Below are 13609 nucleotides of genomic sequence, written 5' to 3' on the forward strand. Positions count from 1 at the left end.
TAGTAGCTCCGCTACGAGGACCTTCCGGCGCCTTGCGATCGCACGCACCAGACGCCCCGGCCTGATCCGGACGGGGTTTAGACACAGGCTCTTAGGCGTACCGAGTCACTGACCCCCGCGCCACGCTCAAGTCGCCCTAGGCGTGAGGGGGTTGTAGGCCCCCGCGCACTACGCCCAAGTTCCCCTGGGCGTACGGGAGTTACGGGGTCGGCAGACCGGCCGTCGGCAGACCCGCCGTCGGGAGGTCGGTCGGGAGCGAGCCCGCCTTGCCCCGGGTGAAGGAGTCCGTCCCGCCGCCCTCCCACTTGACCTCAAGGTTGTCGCCCTTGATCGTGGCCATGCCCTTGGTGCGCTCGGTGTTCCCGTCCGTGCACTTCAGGGTGAGCATGGTCATGCCCGAGGACTCGGCGACGGTGCCGGAGCACACGTGCGGCGAGAGCAGGGCCGCGTTCTTGCCCGCGATGGCCATGGTGACGGCCTTGCCGCCGCTCGTCGCCGTCCAGCTGCCCTGCAGATCACCGGACTTGGCCGGAGTGCCCTCGCCGCCCGGCGCCGAGGACGCGCCGCCGGAGCCGGACGAGGCCTTGGGGGCCGGGTCGGACTTCTTGTCGCTGCTGCCGCAGCCGGTCAGAACGAGCGCGGCCGAGAGCCCGGCGGCGGCGAATGCGGCGGTACGTATGTGCCTGTGCACGGCTTGTCTTCCCCCTGTGAACGGTGTTTGGGACCGCAGCAAGCTACCAGCCAAACCCTGCCGTCCTACCAGGAGGATTTGCGGACCCCTGGCAGGAACCCGGCATGCGCCTGCTCCCTCAGCCGCACCCGTGACAGTCCGAATTTACGGAAGTGTCCGCGCGGCCGCCCGTCCACGGCATCGCGGTTGCGGACGCGGGTTGCGCTCGCATCGCGCGGCTGACGCCGCAACTCGGCCTGGGCCGCGGCCCGTTCGGTCTCGCCTGCGGACGTACTGCGGATGATCGCGGTCAGCACGGCCCGCCGGGCCGCGTACCGGGCGACGACCGCCCGGCGCTTCTCGTTCTTCGCGATCTTGCTCTTCTTCGCCATCAGACCTTCACCCCACGGCCACGGATCCGGGCCACGGCGGCCTCGATGCCGATGACGTCGACGGTCTTGATCGCCTTCGCGCTGAGCACGAGCCGCACGTATCGCCCCTCGCTCGGCAACCAGTACCGCTTGCGCTGGACGTTCGGGTCGAAGCGGCGGGACGTACGCCGATGGGAGTGGGAGATGCGGTTGCCGAAGCCCGGCTGGGCGCCGGTCAGCTGGCAGTGGGCGGACATGGTTGTTCCTCTCTGAGGAGTTGGAGCTGAGGAGTCGGAGAACGGAGAACCCTGGAGAACTCCGATGAGCCGGAGAACCCGATGGGTCTGGTGGCCCGGTGGCCTGCCGGCCCGGTGGGGCGAGCCCACCCTAGCCCCTCTTGCAAATGAAAACCATTTCCATATACTGGCTCACATGGCACGCAACGAACTCCGTCCAGTCATCAAGCTCCGCTCCACGGCGGGCACGGGCTACACGTACGTGACCCGCAAGAACCGCCGGAACGACCCCGACCGCATGACCATCCGCAAGTACGACCCCGTGGCCGGCCGCCACGTCGACTTCCGAGAGGAGCGCTGAACAGCGATGAAGCCTTCGATCCACCCTGAGTACGGACCCGTCGTCTTCCGTGACCGCGCCGCGGGCCACACCTTCCTGACCCGTTCCACGCTCGTGTCGAGTACGGAGCGGCGCATCGAGTGGGAGGACGGCAACGTCTACCCCGTGATCGACGTCGAGATCTCGAACGTCAGCCACCCCTTCTATACGGGCAAGTCCCGCGTGCTCGACACGGCGGGCCGCGTCGAGCGCTTCGAGCGGCGGTACGGAAAGGCATGACCAACCGCGAACTGCCCGTCGCGATCGTCGGCGGGCTGCACGCCGACGCCCGCCGGGCCGTGGTGGAGCGCCTCCTGCACGCCGTCCCCGGCAGCGTCGCGCTCCACCACGACCTGGCCTCGGCCGCCGACGGCACGGTGCGCCGCACGGTCCGCGACGCTCTGGGCGTACGGGACGAGGGCGAGGCCCCGCTGGTCAACGACTGCGCCTGCTGCGCGCTGCGCGAGGACCTGGTGCCGGAGCTGGAGCGGCTCGCCGAGGGCGGCTCCACCAGGCTCGCGGTGGTCGAACTGTGGGACTCCGTGGAGCCCAAGGCGATGGCCGAGGTCGTCGCGGCACACCACGAGCGCCTGCGGATCACCTCCGTCATCACCGCCGTCGACCCCGCACTCCTGCTGCCCTGCCTCGGCAACGGCGACGACCTCGCCGACGCCGGGCTCGCCGCGGCCGCCTCCGACCAGCGCACGGTCGCCGACACCTGGGCCCGCCAGCTGGAGTACGCCCCGGTCCTCGCGATCGTGGACTCCGCGCAGGTCGATGAAGAGGACCGGGTGCTGTTGAGTCAACTGCATCCCATGGCACGTCACATCCCGTACGAATCAGGCGAGTTGGCGGAGGCCGCCCTCGCCGGGTTCGACGTCGAGGCGGCCGCCGCCCGTCAGGATCCGGCCTGCGCGCTGCTGCCGCAGGACGCGGACGAGGCCGGCGTCGGCACGTATGTGTGGCACCGCACCCGCCCCTTCCACCCCGAGCGGCTGTACGCGGCGCTGGAGGACCTGTGCTGTGCGGCCGCCCGCAGCCGGGGCCGGTTCTGGCTTGCCGACCGGCCCGACACCCTGCTGGCCTGGGACGCGGCGGGCGGCGCGCTCTGCGTCGAGAACGCGGGGCCCTGGCTCTCCTCCCTGCCCGACGCCGCCTGGGAGATGGTGCCGCCGGTCCGCCGGGCCGCCGCCGCGCTCGACTGGCACCCCGAGCACGGCGACTGCTGCCAGCACCTCGTCTTCACCTCGCCGGGCCTCGACCGCGACGGCCTGTCCGCGCTGCTCGATTCCTGCCTGCTCACCGACGCGGAGTACGCCGCCGGCCGTGAGGCGTGGAAGCGCCTGCCGCCCGCCTTCGACTCCCTCCTGGAGGTCTGACCCGTATGCCCAACAACCGTGACAAGTCCGCCAAGTCCGCCAAGTCCGCCAGGTCCCCCAAGGCCCCCAAGTCCAGGCCCAATCCGCTGGACCGGGACGGCATCACGTACATCGACTACAAGGACACCGACCTGCTGCGCCGGTTCATCTCCGACCGGGGCAAGATCCGCAGCCGCCGGGTCAGCCGGGTCAGTGCCCAGCAGCAGCGGCAACTGGCCCGCGCGATCAGGAACGCCCGCGAGATGGCCCTGCTGCCGTACTCATCGGCCACGCGCTAGGAAGCCCCTCCGACTGGTGCATTCCGTATCCGGCCACCTGGACAAGGACGTGGAGGTCTGAACCAGAGGGCCGCGGAACGCGTCTCTTTCTCGGGTGGGGGATTCGAGACGGATGGCTCGGCACAACGGCTGTAACCGCCTGGGCACCCCGCGTGCACGTGCATCTTCCCATGCAGAGGCACATGAACACAGCTATGATCCGGGACAGTTGACCGTTCACAGCTGCACGTCTGCACATCCCGGGAGCGACCTTGCACCACGCGTACAACGGCATGGCGGCAGCGGAGCTTCAGGGTGTCGCTTGGCAGAAGAGCCGGCACAGCAACTCGCAGGGATCCTGCGTCGAATTCGCCAAACTGCCCGGCGGAGGGGTGGCGGTACGCAACTCACGCCACCCGGACGGGCCTGCCCTGGTCTACACCAGGGCGGAGATAGAGGCGATGCTGCTCGGCATCAAGGACGGCGAGTTCGACCATCTGATAGCCGACTGACGGGTGATGGTCGTGGGCTCGCAGCGCATGGTCGACGGCCGGCAGCGCATAACTGGCAGCCGACAGCGCACAGCCATCCGCTGACAGCGCACAGCTGTCCAATGACAGTCGGCCAACTCTGAACAGTCGGCCAACTCTGAAATGTGTCAGCTCACTCCGCCGGCGCCAGCCGGAACAGTGCCCATACGACCTTGCCGCTGATCGCTCCCGACAGCGGGTGCCAGCCCCAGCTGTCGGCGAAGGACTCGACCAGGAACAGGCCGCGCCCGGACTCGGCGCCGAAGTCGTCGCTCGCGCGCTCGACGGGGCTCTCGATGCTGGGGTCGCGTACCGCGCACACCAACCGGCTTGTCCAGCGCATGAGATGGAGCCGCACCGGCACCTCGGTCTCGCGCGGGGTGTCGGCGGGCAGTGCGTGCCGCAGCGCGTTGGTGACCAGTTCCGAGACGACCAGCGCGACATCGTCGAAGCACTCGCCGAGGCCCCACTGGGTGAGGGTCGACCTGGTGAACTTCCGTGCCCCGCGCACCGCTTCGTAGCGGGCGGGCAGCGCACAGGACGCGGAGCCCGCCACGGTCGAGGGGTCGATGGGGGGAAGTGCCTGCCTTAAGGGCTCAAAAGGCTCCAGCATGGTCGATCCGTTCGTCCCCATGCGAGGCACTCCCCGTGGTTCGCGGCCGTGGCGGTACAGGACGCAAGCGACTAGACGCAGTTGAGCACGCAGGTGCGCGGGGACCATGGTTCCGAATGCTTCGGCCCGATGCAAGGGCAGATGCACGTGCACGCGACCGACCTGTCCCCGACCGTGCCGTTTCTTGCTCATTTCTTCCTCAGAAGTTCCCAGAAGTTTCGCAGGCCGATTTCGCTACTTGACCATTTCCGTAATCACGCGGGTACGGGGTGAAGCGTTTTGATGGCAGACTGCCCACCACCATTGGATGGGGAGGACGGCGAAGTGACCGCAGGGGAGGCATGGGGATCCCCCCGGCCGAGCGCAGTCGAGGCCGGCGGAGGTTCGGTGGTCCGGCGCATTCTGCTGGGCTCTCAGCTGAGGCGCCTGCGCGAGGCGCGCGGCATCACGCGGGAAGCGGCCGGCTATTCGATCAGGGCGTCCGAGTCCAAGATCAGTCGTATGGAGTTGGGGCGGGTGAGCTTCAAGGCCAGGGATGTCGAGGACCTGCTCACGCTCTACGGCGTCGGCGACGAGTCGGAGCGCATGTCGCTGCTCGGCCTCGCCAAGGAGGCCAACATCGCAGGCTGGTGGCACAGTTTCGGTGACGTGCTGCCAGGCTGGTTCCAGACGTACATCGGTCTGGAGGGCGCGGCCTCGCTGATCCGCATCTACGAAGTCCAGTTCGTACACGGCCTGTTGCAGACCGAGGCGTACGCCCACGCGGTCGTATCGCGGGGCATGCACGGTGCGCCCGCCGCCGAGATCGACAAGCGCGTCGCGCTGCGTCTTGAGCGGCAGAAGGCCCTGGTGTCCGAGCGGGCCCCGCAGTTCCACGCGGTGCTCGACGAGGCCGCGCTGCGCCGCCCGTACGGTGAACGGGACGTGATGCGCGGCCAGTTGAAGCATCTCATCGAGATGTCGGAGCAGCCCAACATCAACCTTCAGGTCATGCCGTTCAGCTTCGGCGGGCACGCGGGGGAGAGCGGCGCCTTCACGATGCTGCGGTTCCCCGAGTCGGACCTGTCGGACATCGTGTATCTCGAACAGCTCACCTCCGCACTGTATTTGGACAAGGCGGAAGAGGTCGCGCAGTACGAACGGGCGATGGCCCGGCTCCAGAAGGACAGCCCAGGCCCGGAGGAAAGCCGCGATCTTCTGCGCGGACTCCTTCAACTCAGCTGACTCATCAGTAGGATGACGTCACATCAGGCCAGTGACGCGGTTGACCGCGCGGAGCCGGCGGACACAGCAGTAGGGGATGGCATGTCCTTCTTCACCGACCTCGCCCACCAGTTCATAGACGGCCAGTGGCGCACCGGCAGCGGGTCGTGGGACATCATCGACTTCGATCCGTACAACGGGGAGAAGCTCGCCGCCATCACCGTCGCCACCGTCGAGGAGGTCGACGAGGCCTATCGCGCGGCCGAGCGCGCCCAGCGTGACTGGGCCGAGACCAATCCGTACACCCGCAGACTCGTCTTCGAGCGCGCCCTGCGCATCACCGAGGAGCGCGAGCCGGAGATCATCGAGGCGATCACCACCGAGCTCGGTGGCACGCGGCTCAAGGCGGTGTACGAGGTCCACCTCGCCAAGGAGTTCCTGCGCGAGGCGATCCAGCTGGCGCTGCGCCCCGAGGGCCGGATCCTGCCGTCGCCGGTCGACGGCAAGGAGAACCGCGTCTACCGCCTCCCGGTCGGCGTGATCGGGGTGATCAGCCCGTTCAACTTCCCGTTCCTGGTCACCATCAAGTCCATAGCTCCCGCACTGGCGTTGGGCAACGCGGTCGTCATCAAGCCGAACCAGAACGCGCCCGTCGTCGGCGGCGGGCTCATAGCGAAGATATTCAAGGACGCGGGACTGCCCGCCGGGCTCCTGAACGTCCTGGTCACCGACATCGCCGAGATAGGCGACGCGCTGATAGAGCACCCCGCCGCCAAGGTGATCTCGTTCGCGGGCTCGGACCGCACCGGCCGGCACGTCGCCTCGGTCGCGGGCAGCCATTTCAAACGCGTCATCCTGGAGCTGAGCGGCAACAGCGCCCTGGTCGTCCTCGACGACGCCGACCTCGACTACGCGGTGGACGCGGCGGTTTTCAGCCGCTTCGTCTATCAGGGCCAGGTCTGCATGGCGGCGAACCGGATCCTGGTCGACCGGTCGATCCTGGAGGAGTTCACCGGCAAGTTCCTCGCGAAGGTGACCTCACTCAGAACCGGCGACCCGGCCGACCCCGCCACCGACATCGGCCCCGTCATCAACAACTTCCAGGCGGAAGCGCTGACTTCACTGGTCGACCAGGCCCTCGCCGAGGGCGCCACCGCGCTCGTACGCGGCCGCACGCGCGGCAACCTGGTGGAACCCACCGTGCTCACCGACCTGCCCGCCGACTCTCCCGTACTGCGTCAGGAGATCTTCGGCCCGGTGGCCCTGCTCATCCCGTTCGACGGGGAGGAGGAGGCCGTACGCATGGCGAACGACAGCCCGTACGGACTCAGCGGCGCGGTGCACACCGCCAATGTGGAGCGCGGGGTGCGGTTCGCCAAGCGGATCGACACCGGGATGATGCACGTCAACGACTCGACGATCCAGGACGAGCCGCTGGTCGCGTTCGGCGGCGAGAAGTACTCGGGGCTCGGGCGGCTGAACGGCGACTCCACCGTCGAGGCGTTCACCACCCAAAAGTGGATCTCGGTCCAGCACGAGCGCAGCCCGTTCCCGTTCTGACGGATGTCAGTGAACGGCTGACGGATATCAATAAGCGGCTGACAGAGGACAGAATCTGACCTCTTTCCTCCCTAACGTGGTTCTTGTCAGCAGGCCGGTACACCAGCCCGGCACACCGGTTGCAGCATTCGAACGAAGGCGGTCGGATCATGCCCACTCACGTTCCCGCAGAGGCGCACGGCGACGAGCGCGGCGCTCTCCTCAGCTTCGTGGAAGCCCAGCGCGGCGGGCTGCGCCGCGCCGTCCTCGGTCTCACCGAGGAGCAGGCCGCCAGCCGCCCGAGCGCCAGCGAACTGTCCCTCGGCGGACTGGTCAAGCACGTCGCCGAGGTCGAACTGAACTGGCTGCGGATGGCGCAGCAGCGCCCCAACGAGAAGCAGCGGGACCAGTCGAACTGGCACGAGAGCTTCCAGCTCGTCGGCGACGAGACCATCGAGGGCATGCTGGCCTTCTGGGCCGAAGTGGCCGCCGAGACCGAGGAGTTCATCCGCAAGGTCCCCTCGCTCGACGACACCTTCCCGCTGCCGCCCGCCCCGTGGTTCCCGAAGGACGGCCGGGTCTCGATGCGCTGGCTGATGCTGCACCTCGTCGAGGAGATGGCCCGGCACGCCGGGCACGCGGACATCGTCCGCGAGTCGCTGGACGGCAAGACGGCGTTCGAGCTGGTGGATCTCGACAACGGCTGAGACAGCCGAGGTCATAGGGTGGCGGCCATGTCAACCATCCGTCTCCTCGTCCTCGGCGCGGTACGTCAGCACGGCCGGGCACACGGCTACCAGGTGCGCAACGACCTGGAGTACTGGGGCGCCCACGAGTGGTCCAACGCCAAGCCGGGTTCGATCTACCACGCGCTCAAGCAGATGGCGAAGCAGGGCGTGCTCCTCGCCCATGAGGTGGCGCCCAGTACGGCCGGCGGCCCGCCGCGCACGGAGTACGAGCTGACGGAGGCGGGCCGGGAGGAGTTCTTCCGGCTGCTGCGCGAGGCGCTCGCCTCCTACGACCAGAAGATGGACGTCCTCTCGGCGGCGATCGGCTTCATGGTGGACCTGCCGCGCACGGAGGCCGTCGCCCTGCTGCGCGACCGGCTGGAGAAGCTGGCGGGCTGGCGCCGCTCGGCGACGGAGTACTACACGCCGGAAGAGGGCCCGGGCCAGCTGGGGCACATCGGCGAAATCATGAACATGTGGGTCCACTCCGCGGATGCCGAGGCGGAGTGGACCCGCGGCCTGATCGCCCGGATCGAGGGCGGGGCGTATGTCTTCGCCGGTGAGGGCGAGCCGTTCGTGGGCATCCTGGCCGAGGGCGAGGAGAACCCGTACGCGACGGGGGAGCGGGACCCCGGGGACGCACTCTAATCAAGTTTGACGAGTGGGTGGCGGTGGAGTACTTTCAGGTCTAGGTAGTCAAGTTTGACTATCGGTTTTCTTGGTGGGGATCTGCTGGTGAAGCCGCTGAGGGGGCCCGCCGGTGGAGTTGCTGAGGGAGAAGAAGAGATTGCCTGACGCGGACGTGAACGGAAACTCGATCCTCGTGGAAGACGTGGGCAAGCGGTACGGGGCGAAGCGGGTCCTCGACGGGCTCGACCTGGCCGTGCGGCGCGGCACGGTGCACGCGGTGCTCGGGCCCAACGGCGCCGGCAAGACCACGGCCGTACGGATCATGACCACGCTGCTGCGCCCCGACGCGGGCCGGGTGCTGGTCGCGGGCCACGACGTACGCCGAGAGGCGGGCGAGGTGCGGCGGCGGATCGGTCTGCTCGGGCAGCACGCGGCCGTCGACGAAGGGCTGGGCGGGCGGCAGAACCTGGAGATGTTCGGCCGTCTCCATCATCTCGGGGCGCGCAGGGCGGGGGCGCGGGCCGATGAACTCCTCGCCCGTTTCGGCCTGGCGGACACCGGGCGCAAGGCGGTCAAGCAGTACAGCGGGGGCATGCGCAGGCGGCTCGACCTGGCGGCCTCCCTCATCACCGACCCGGAGGTGCTGTTCCTGGACGAGCCCACGACCGGGCTCGATCCGCGCGGCCGGGCGGAGGTGTGGGAGGCGGTGCGTTCGCTGGTGGGCGGCGGCACGACGGTGCTGCTGACCACCCAGTACCTGGAGGAGGCCGACCAGCTGGCCGACCGGATCTCCCTGATCGACGGCGGCAGGGTGGCCGCCGAGGGCACGGCGGACGAGCTGAAGGCGACGGTGGGCTCGGACCGTATCGAGGTGGTCGTGTGCGATGCGGCCCAACTGCCTGATGCCGTAAAGGTGTTGGGGCTACCCGGGTCGGTCGTCGACCGGGACCGCCGCCTGCTGAGCGCGCCCGCGGCCGACCGGATGGGGGTGCTCGTCGACGTCGTACGGGAACTGTCGGCGGCGGGCATCGAGGCGGAGGACATCGCGGTGCGCAGGCCGACGCTGGACGAGGTGTTCCTGTCCCTGACGGAGGGCGGGCCTCCGGCTGCGGGACCCGCGGCAGGGCGCGAGCGGGGGGTGGCGGTGTGAGGGGGGTCGACTGCCGGGTGGTGGCGCGGTCCTGGGGCGTGTCCGTGACCGGCTGCAAGCGGGATGGGTCGGAGGTGGCGGTGTGAGTGCTGTCGGATGGGTGGTGGCCGATTCCTGGACCATGACCCGGCGTGAACTGGCGCACTGGGCGAGGCAGCCGGTGCAGGTGGTCGTCGGGCTCGTCTTCCCCGTGATGCTGCTGCTGGTGTTCGGCTATCTGGTGGGCGGCGGGCGGGGGGTGTCCGGCCCGTACGTCGACTTCCTGGTCCCCGGGATGCTGGCGCTGACCATGGCCTTCGGCCTCGAAGGCACGATGCTGGCGGTGACGCGGGACCTCGACAAAGGGGTGATCGACCGGTTCCGCTCGATGCCGATGGTGTCGGGGACGGTGCTCGTCGGGCGGGCGGTGGCGGACATGCTGCAGTCGGCGGCGGGGCTCGTCGTGATGATCGGCGTGGGGTACGCGATCGGGTGGCGGCCGGGCGGGGGCGCGGGGTTCCTCGCGGCGGTGGGGCTGTTGCTGATGTTCCGCTTCGCGATGCTGTGGGTCGGGATCCAGCTGGCGATGGTGGCGGGGCGGCCGGAGCTGGTGCAGGCGGTGCAGATCCTGGTGTGGCCGGTCGGCTTCCTGTCGAATGCCTTCGCGGTGCCGGCGTCGATGCCGGGGTGGCTGGGCGCGGCCGTGGAATGGAACCCGCTGTCCGCGACGGCCACGGCGGTGCGGGATCTTTGCGGGGTGGGCCCCGGGGGCTCGTCCTGGGCGGCCGAGCATGCGGGGCTGTTGGCGGTGGCGTGGCCGGTAGTGCTGGTGGGAGTGTTCCTGCCGCTGGCGGTGGGGCGGTTCGGGCGGCTCGGGGGGTAGGTGCCCGGGCCCCAACCGCCCCTTCCCCAACCCTCCCCGGGGGGTCGGCTGTGGCCGGTTGGTTCGGGTGCGGGGAGTGCGTGGTTGTTCGCGCAGTTCCCCGCACCCCTGACAGCACCGGAGCCCCAGGGGGCGAGCTATCCCACGCTGGGCAACGGGTGGGTTGGGCAAGCGCCCTCGGGGGCTGGGGGCGGAGCCCCGGGGCGCTAGTGGTGGAACGCTGTCGCCACCGATTCGTCCCGGCCCAACGGGCCGGCCTGGCGGCGGAGTTCCGGGAGGAGGCGCCCCAGGTCCTCCAGGAGCAGCGCCCCCAGGTCCGAGGAGAAGCCATTGCGGCAGACCACCCTCAGCACCGACAGGTCCTCCCGGTTCGCCGGGAAGGTGTACGCCGGCACCAGCCAGCCCCGCTCGCGCAGCCGCCGCGACACGTCGAAGACGTCGTACCGGTGCACCTCAGGCGCCGTCGTGAAGGCGAACACGGGCAACTCGTCGCCCCGCGTGAGAAGTTGGAAGTCGCCGAGCGCCTCGATCCGTTCCGCGAGCGTCCGCGCGACGTCCCGCGTGGTCTGCTGCACGGCCCGGTACCCCTCCCTCCCGAGCCGCAGGAACGTGTAGTACTGCGCTACCACCTGCGCCCCCGGCCGCGAGAAGTTCAGCGCGAAGGTCGGCATGTCGCCGCCGAGGTAGTTCACCCGGAAGACCAGTTCCTCGGGGAGCTCGGCCGCCGTGCGCCACAGCGCCCAGCCCACCCCCGGGTACACGAGCCCGTACTTGTGCCCCGAGGTGTTGATCGAGGCCACCCGGGGCAGCCGGAAGTCCCACACCAGGTCCTCGTCGACGAAGGGCGCGACCATCGCCCCGGACGCCCCGTCGACGTGCACCGGGATGTCCAGACCCGTACGCTCCTGCAAATCGTCGAGCGCCGCGCACAGTGCGCCGATGGGTTCGTACGACCCGTCGAAGGTCGAGCCGAGCACCCCGACGACGCCGATCGTGTTCTCGTCGCAGAGCGCGGCGGCGGCCTCGGGGTCGAGGTGGAACCGGTCGCCCTCCATGGGCACCTGCCGCGCCTCGACCTCCCAGAAGTTGCAGAACTTCTCCCAGCACACCTGCACGTTCACGCCCATGACCAGGTTCGGGCGCGCCTCGCGGGACGGGTAGCGGTCCGCGTTCTTCTGCGCCCAGCGCCGCTTCAGCGCCATCCCGGCCAGCATGCACGCCTCGCTCGACCCGGTCGTCGAGCAGCCGACCACGGCGTTCGGGTCCGGCGCGTGCCACAGGTCCGCGAGCATGGCCACGCACCGCCGCTCCAGTTCGGCGGTGCGCGGGTACTCGTCCTTGTCGATCATGTTCTTGTCCCGGCACTCCGCCATGAGCACCCCGGCCTGCGGCTCCATCCAGGTGGTGACGAACGTCGCCAGGTTGAGCCGGGCGTTCCCGTCGAGCATCAGCTCGTCATGGACCACCTGGTACGCGGTCGCCGGGGCCAGCGGCCGGTCGGGCAGCCGGTGCCGGGGCGGCGCGGAGGTCATCGAGCCGACCGGGTCGGCCTCCCCGAAGAAGGGGTTGAGCGCGAGCCGCCCGTACTCCTTCTCGTCGACGTGCTCCTTCTCGCTGCCGCCGCGGTGCAGTGCCATGGAGGGTCAACCACCTTTCGCTGGAGGGGAGTTGATGCCGAGGCCGGTCGCCATCAGAGCCTGTGTCTGAACCCCGTCCGGATCAGGACGGGGTTCAGACACAGGCTCTCAGTTGCGGGACAGGACCACCGCGGTTCCGTACGCGCAGACCTCCGTACCCACGTCCGCCGCCTCCGTCACGTCGAAGCGCATCATCAGGACCGCGTTCGCGCCGCGCGCCTTCGCCTGCTCCACCAGACGTTCCATCGCCTGGTTCCGCGTCTCGACCAGCGTCTTGGTCAGCCCCTTCAACTCGCCGCCGATCATGGACTTGAGGCCGGCGCCGATCTGGCTGCCCAGGTGCCGGGAGCGTACGGTGAGGCCGAAGACCTCTCCGATGACCTGTTGCACGGTGTATCCGGGTACGTCATTGGTGGTCACCACCAGTACGTCCGACTGCGGGCCCTGTCCGCCGCCGTATTCCTCGATGCCCATGTGGTTCCCCTTCGGTAGCCCTTGTCGGCCCTACCCAGCCTGCCCCTGGAACCACGCATTCGCGCGTTACGTTGATAACTTTGGCTGCCGACGGCAGACAGCCCGCCCGACACCCACATCAGGAGCCCGGTACCCGTGACTTCCCTTGCCCTCGGACCGAGCTGGCTGGACCCCGACTATCTACTGGGAACCTTCGGCCTGGCCGGCCTGCTGATCATCGTGTTCGCCGAGTCCGGGCTGCTCATCGGCTTCTTCCTGCCGGGCGACTCGCTCCTGTTCACCACCGGCCTCCTGGTCACCACCGGCAAGCTGGACACCCCGCTGTGGCTGGTGTGTGTCCTGGTGGTGCTCGCCGCCGTCCTCGGTGACCAGGTGGGCTATCTGTTCGGCAAGAAGGTGGGGCCGTCCCTCTTCAGCCGGCCCGACTCCAGGCTCTTCAAGCAGGAGAACGTCGAGAAGGCCCACGAATTCTTCGAGAAGTACGGCCCGAAGTCGCTGGTCCTGGCCCGCTTCGTGCCGATCGTGCGCACCTTCACACCGATCATCGCGGGCGTCAGCGGCATGAACTACCGCTCGTTCGTCACCTTCAACGTCATCGGCGGCACCCTGTGGGGTGCGGGCGTCACGCTGCTCGGCGCGGGCCTGGGCAACGTCGACTTCGTCCACCAGCACATCGAGCTGATGCTCGTCGTGATCGTGCTGGTCTCGGTCGTGCCGATCGCCATCGAGTTCCTGCGGGCCCGCTCCAAGGCGAAGAAGAACCCGCAGGCGGCGGAGGGCCCCCGAGGCCCCGGCCAGGCACCGCAGCGCGGCGGCCGCCACGCCAAGCGCTGAGCAGCCTTAGAGCCTGTGTCTGAACCCCGCCCGGGCCCGTGGCGTCTGGCACGCACTCCCCCAAGGCCTTAAGGGCCAGGGGGGACCCCCATGCCGCGTTGCCGAAACGCCCTAGTA

General features: G+C 69.1%; 18 protein-coding genes. 12 read left to right on the plus strand and 6 right to left on the minus strand.

Going from position 1 to position 13609, the window contains the following annotated elements:
- Positions 1 to 199 precede the first annotated feature (199 nt).
- From ACWC2B_RS37685 to rpmB, 3 genes are all read right to left on the minus strand, one after another.
- Positions 200 to 691: a hypothetical protein gene (locus ACWC2B_RS37685; RefSeq protein WP_450724805.1), complete on the minus strand. Its 492-nt coding sequence runs from the start codon at positions 689 to 691 to the stop codon at positions 200 to 202.
- Between the two features lie 65 nt (positions 692 to 756).
- Positions 757 to 1062: a 30S ribosomal protein S14 gene (rpsN, locus tag ACWC2B_RS37690; RefSeq protein ID WP_450724807.1), complete on the minus strand. Its 306-nt coding sequence runs from the start codon at positions 1060 to 1062 to the stop codon at positions 757 to 759.
- Positions 1062 to 1298: a 50S ribosomal protein L28 gene (gene rpmB, locus ACWC2B_RS37695; RefSeq protein ID WP_450724809.1), complete on the minus strand. Its 237-nt coding sequence runs from the start codon at positions 1296 to 1298 to the stop codon at positions 1062 to 1064. The genes rpsN and rpmB overlap by 1 nt, the downstream gene beginning before the upstream one ends.
- Before the next feature lie 175 nt (positions 1299 to 1473).
- On the opposite strand from rpmB, the gene rpmG reads away from it, so the two are divergent.
- From rpmG to ACWC2B_RS37720, 5 genes are all read left to right on the plus strand, one after another.
- Positions 1474 to 1638 (plus strand): 50S ribosomal protein L33, encoded by a 165-nt coding sequence (gene rpmG, locus ACWC2B_RS37700; protein ID WP_053724628.1) that lies wholly within the window; start codon positions 1474 to 1476, stop codon positions 1636 to 1638.
- Positions 1639 to 1644: 6 nt separating this feature from the next.
- On the plus strand, positions 1645 to 1896 hold the full coding sequence (locus ACWC2B_RS37705) for a type B 50S ribosomal protein L31 (protein WP_450724811.1): 252 nt from the start codon (positions 1645 to 1647) through the stop codon (positions 1894 to 1896).
- Complete coding sequence (locus ACWC2B_RS37710) at positions 1893 to 3035, plus strand: CobW family GTP-binding protein (RefSeq protein WP_450724813.1); 1143 nt, start codon at positions 1893 to 1895, stop codon at positions 3033 to 3035. The genes ACWC2B_RS37705 and ACWC2B_RS37710 overlap by 4 nt, the downstream gene beginning before the upstream one ends.
- Before the next feature lie 5 nt (positions 3036 to 3040).
- Positions 3041 to 3313, plus strand: a complete 273-nt coding sequence (gene rpsR / locus ACWC2B_RS37715; protein WP_450724815.1) for a 30S ribosomal protein S18 — start codon at positions 3041 to 3043, stop codon at positions 3311 to 3313.
- A gap of 251 nt (positions 3314 to 3564) precedes the next feature.
- A complete protein-coding gene (locus ACWC2B_RS37720) occupies positions 3565 to 3804 on the plus strand; it encodes a DUF397 domain-containing protein (protein WP_114039138.1) in 240 nt (79 codons plus the stop codon).
- 151 nt (positions 3805 to 3955) lie between these two features.
- On the opposite strand, the gene ACWC2B_RS37725 is transcribed toward ACWC2B_RS37720, so the two are convergent.
- On the minus strand, positions 3956 to 4456 hold the full coding sequence (locus ACWC2B_RS37725; RefSeq protein ID WP_450724817.1) for an ATP-binding protein: 501 nt from the start codon (positions 4454 to 4456) through the stop codon (positions 3956 to 3958).
- Positions 4457 to 4759: 303 nt separating this feature from the next.
- Between ACWC2B_RS37725 and ACWC2B_RS37730 the strand changes: the two genes are divergently transcribed.
- From ACWC2B_RS37730 to ACWC2B_RS37755, 6 genes are all read left to right on the plus strand, one after another.
- Positions 4760 to 5659, plus strand: a complete 900-nt coding sequence (locus ACWC2B_RS37730; RefSeq protein ID WP_450724819.1) for a helix-turn-helix domain-containing protein — start codon at positions 4760 to 4762, stop codon at positions 5657 to 5659.
- An 81-nt stretch (positions 5660 to 5740) separates the two neighbouring features.
- Entirely contained in the window at positions 5741 to 7198 is a 1458-nt protein-coding gene (locus ACWC2B_RS37735) for an aldehyde dehydrogenase family protein (protein WP_450724821.1), read from the plus strand.
- 149 nt (positions 7199 to 7347) lie between these two features.
- A complete protein-coding gene (locus ACWC2B_RS37740) occupies positions 7348 to 7884 on the plus strand; it encodes a DinB family protein (RefSeq protein ID WP_450724823.1) in 537 nt (178 codons plus the stop codon).
- 27 nt (positions 7885 to 7911) lie between these two features.
- A complete protein-coding gene (locus tag ACWC2B_RS37745) occupies positions 7912 to 8553 on the plus strand; it encodes a PadR family transcriptional regulator (RefSeq protein ID WP_450724825.1) in 642 nt (213 codons plus the stop codon).
- Between the two features lie 139 nt (positions 8554 to 8692).
- A complete protein-coding gene (locus ACWC2B_RS37750) occupies positions 8693 to 9685 on the plus strand; it encodes an ATP-binding cassette domain-containing protein (protein WP_450724827.1) in 993 nt (330 codons plus the stop codon).
- Between the two features lie 121 nt (positions 9686 to 9806).
- Positions 9807 to 10547, plus strand: coding sequence for an ABC transporter permease (locus ACWC2B_RS37755; protein ID WP_450724835.1), 741 nt, complete (start codon positions 9807 to 9809; stop codon positions 10545 to 10547).
- A gap of 206 nt (positions 10548 to 10753) precedes the next feature.
- On the opposite strand, the gene ACWC2B_RS37760 is transcribed toward ACWC2B_RS37755, so the two are convergent.
- Together ACWC2B_RS37760 and ACWC2B_RS37765 are read right to left on the minus strand one after the other, a co-directional pair.
- On the minus strand, positions 10754 to 12184 hold the full coding sequence (locus ACWC2B_RS37760) for a glutamate decarboxylase (RefSeq protein ID WP_450724829.1): 1431 nt from the start codon (positions 12182 to 12184) through the stop codon (positions 10754 to 10756).
- Positions 12185 to 12292: 108 nt separating this feature from the next.
- Positions 12293 to 12658, minus strand: coding sequence for a YbjQ family protein (locus ACWC2B_RS37765; RefSeq protein ID WP_450724831.1), 366 nt, complete (start codon positions 12656 to 12658; stop codon positions 12293 to 12295).
- A gap of 135 nt (positions 12659 to 12793) precedes the next feature.
- Here ACWC2B_RS37765 and ACWC2B_RS37770 point away from each other — a divergent pair, with 135 nt between their 5' ends.
- Complete coding sequence (locus ACWC2B_RS37770; protein WP_450724833.1) at positions 12794 to 13492, plus strand: DedA family protein; 699 nt, start codon at positions 12794 to 12796, stop codon at positions 13490 to 13492.
- The last annotated feature ends 117 nt before the right edge of the window (positions 13493 to 13609 follow it).

The sequence above is a fragment of the Streptomyces sp. NPDC001415 genome (assembly GCF_053597395.1).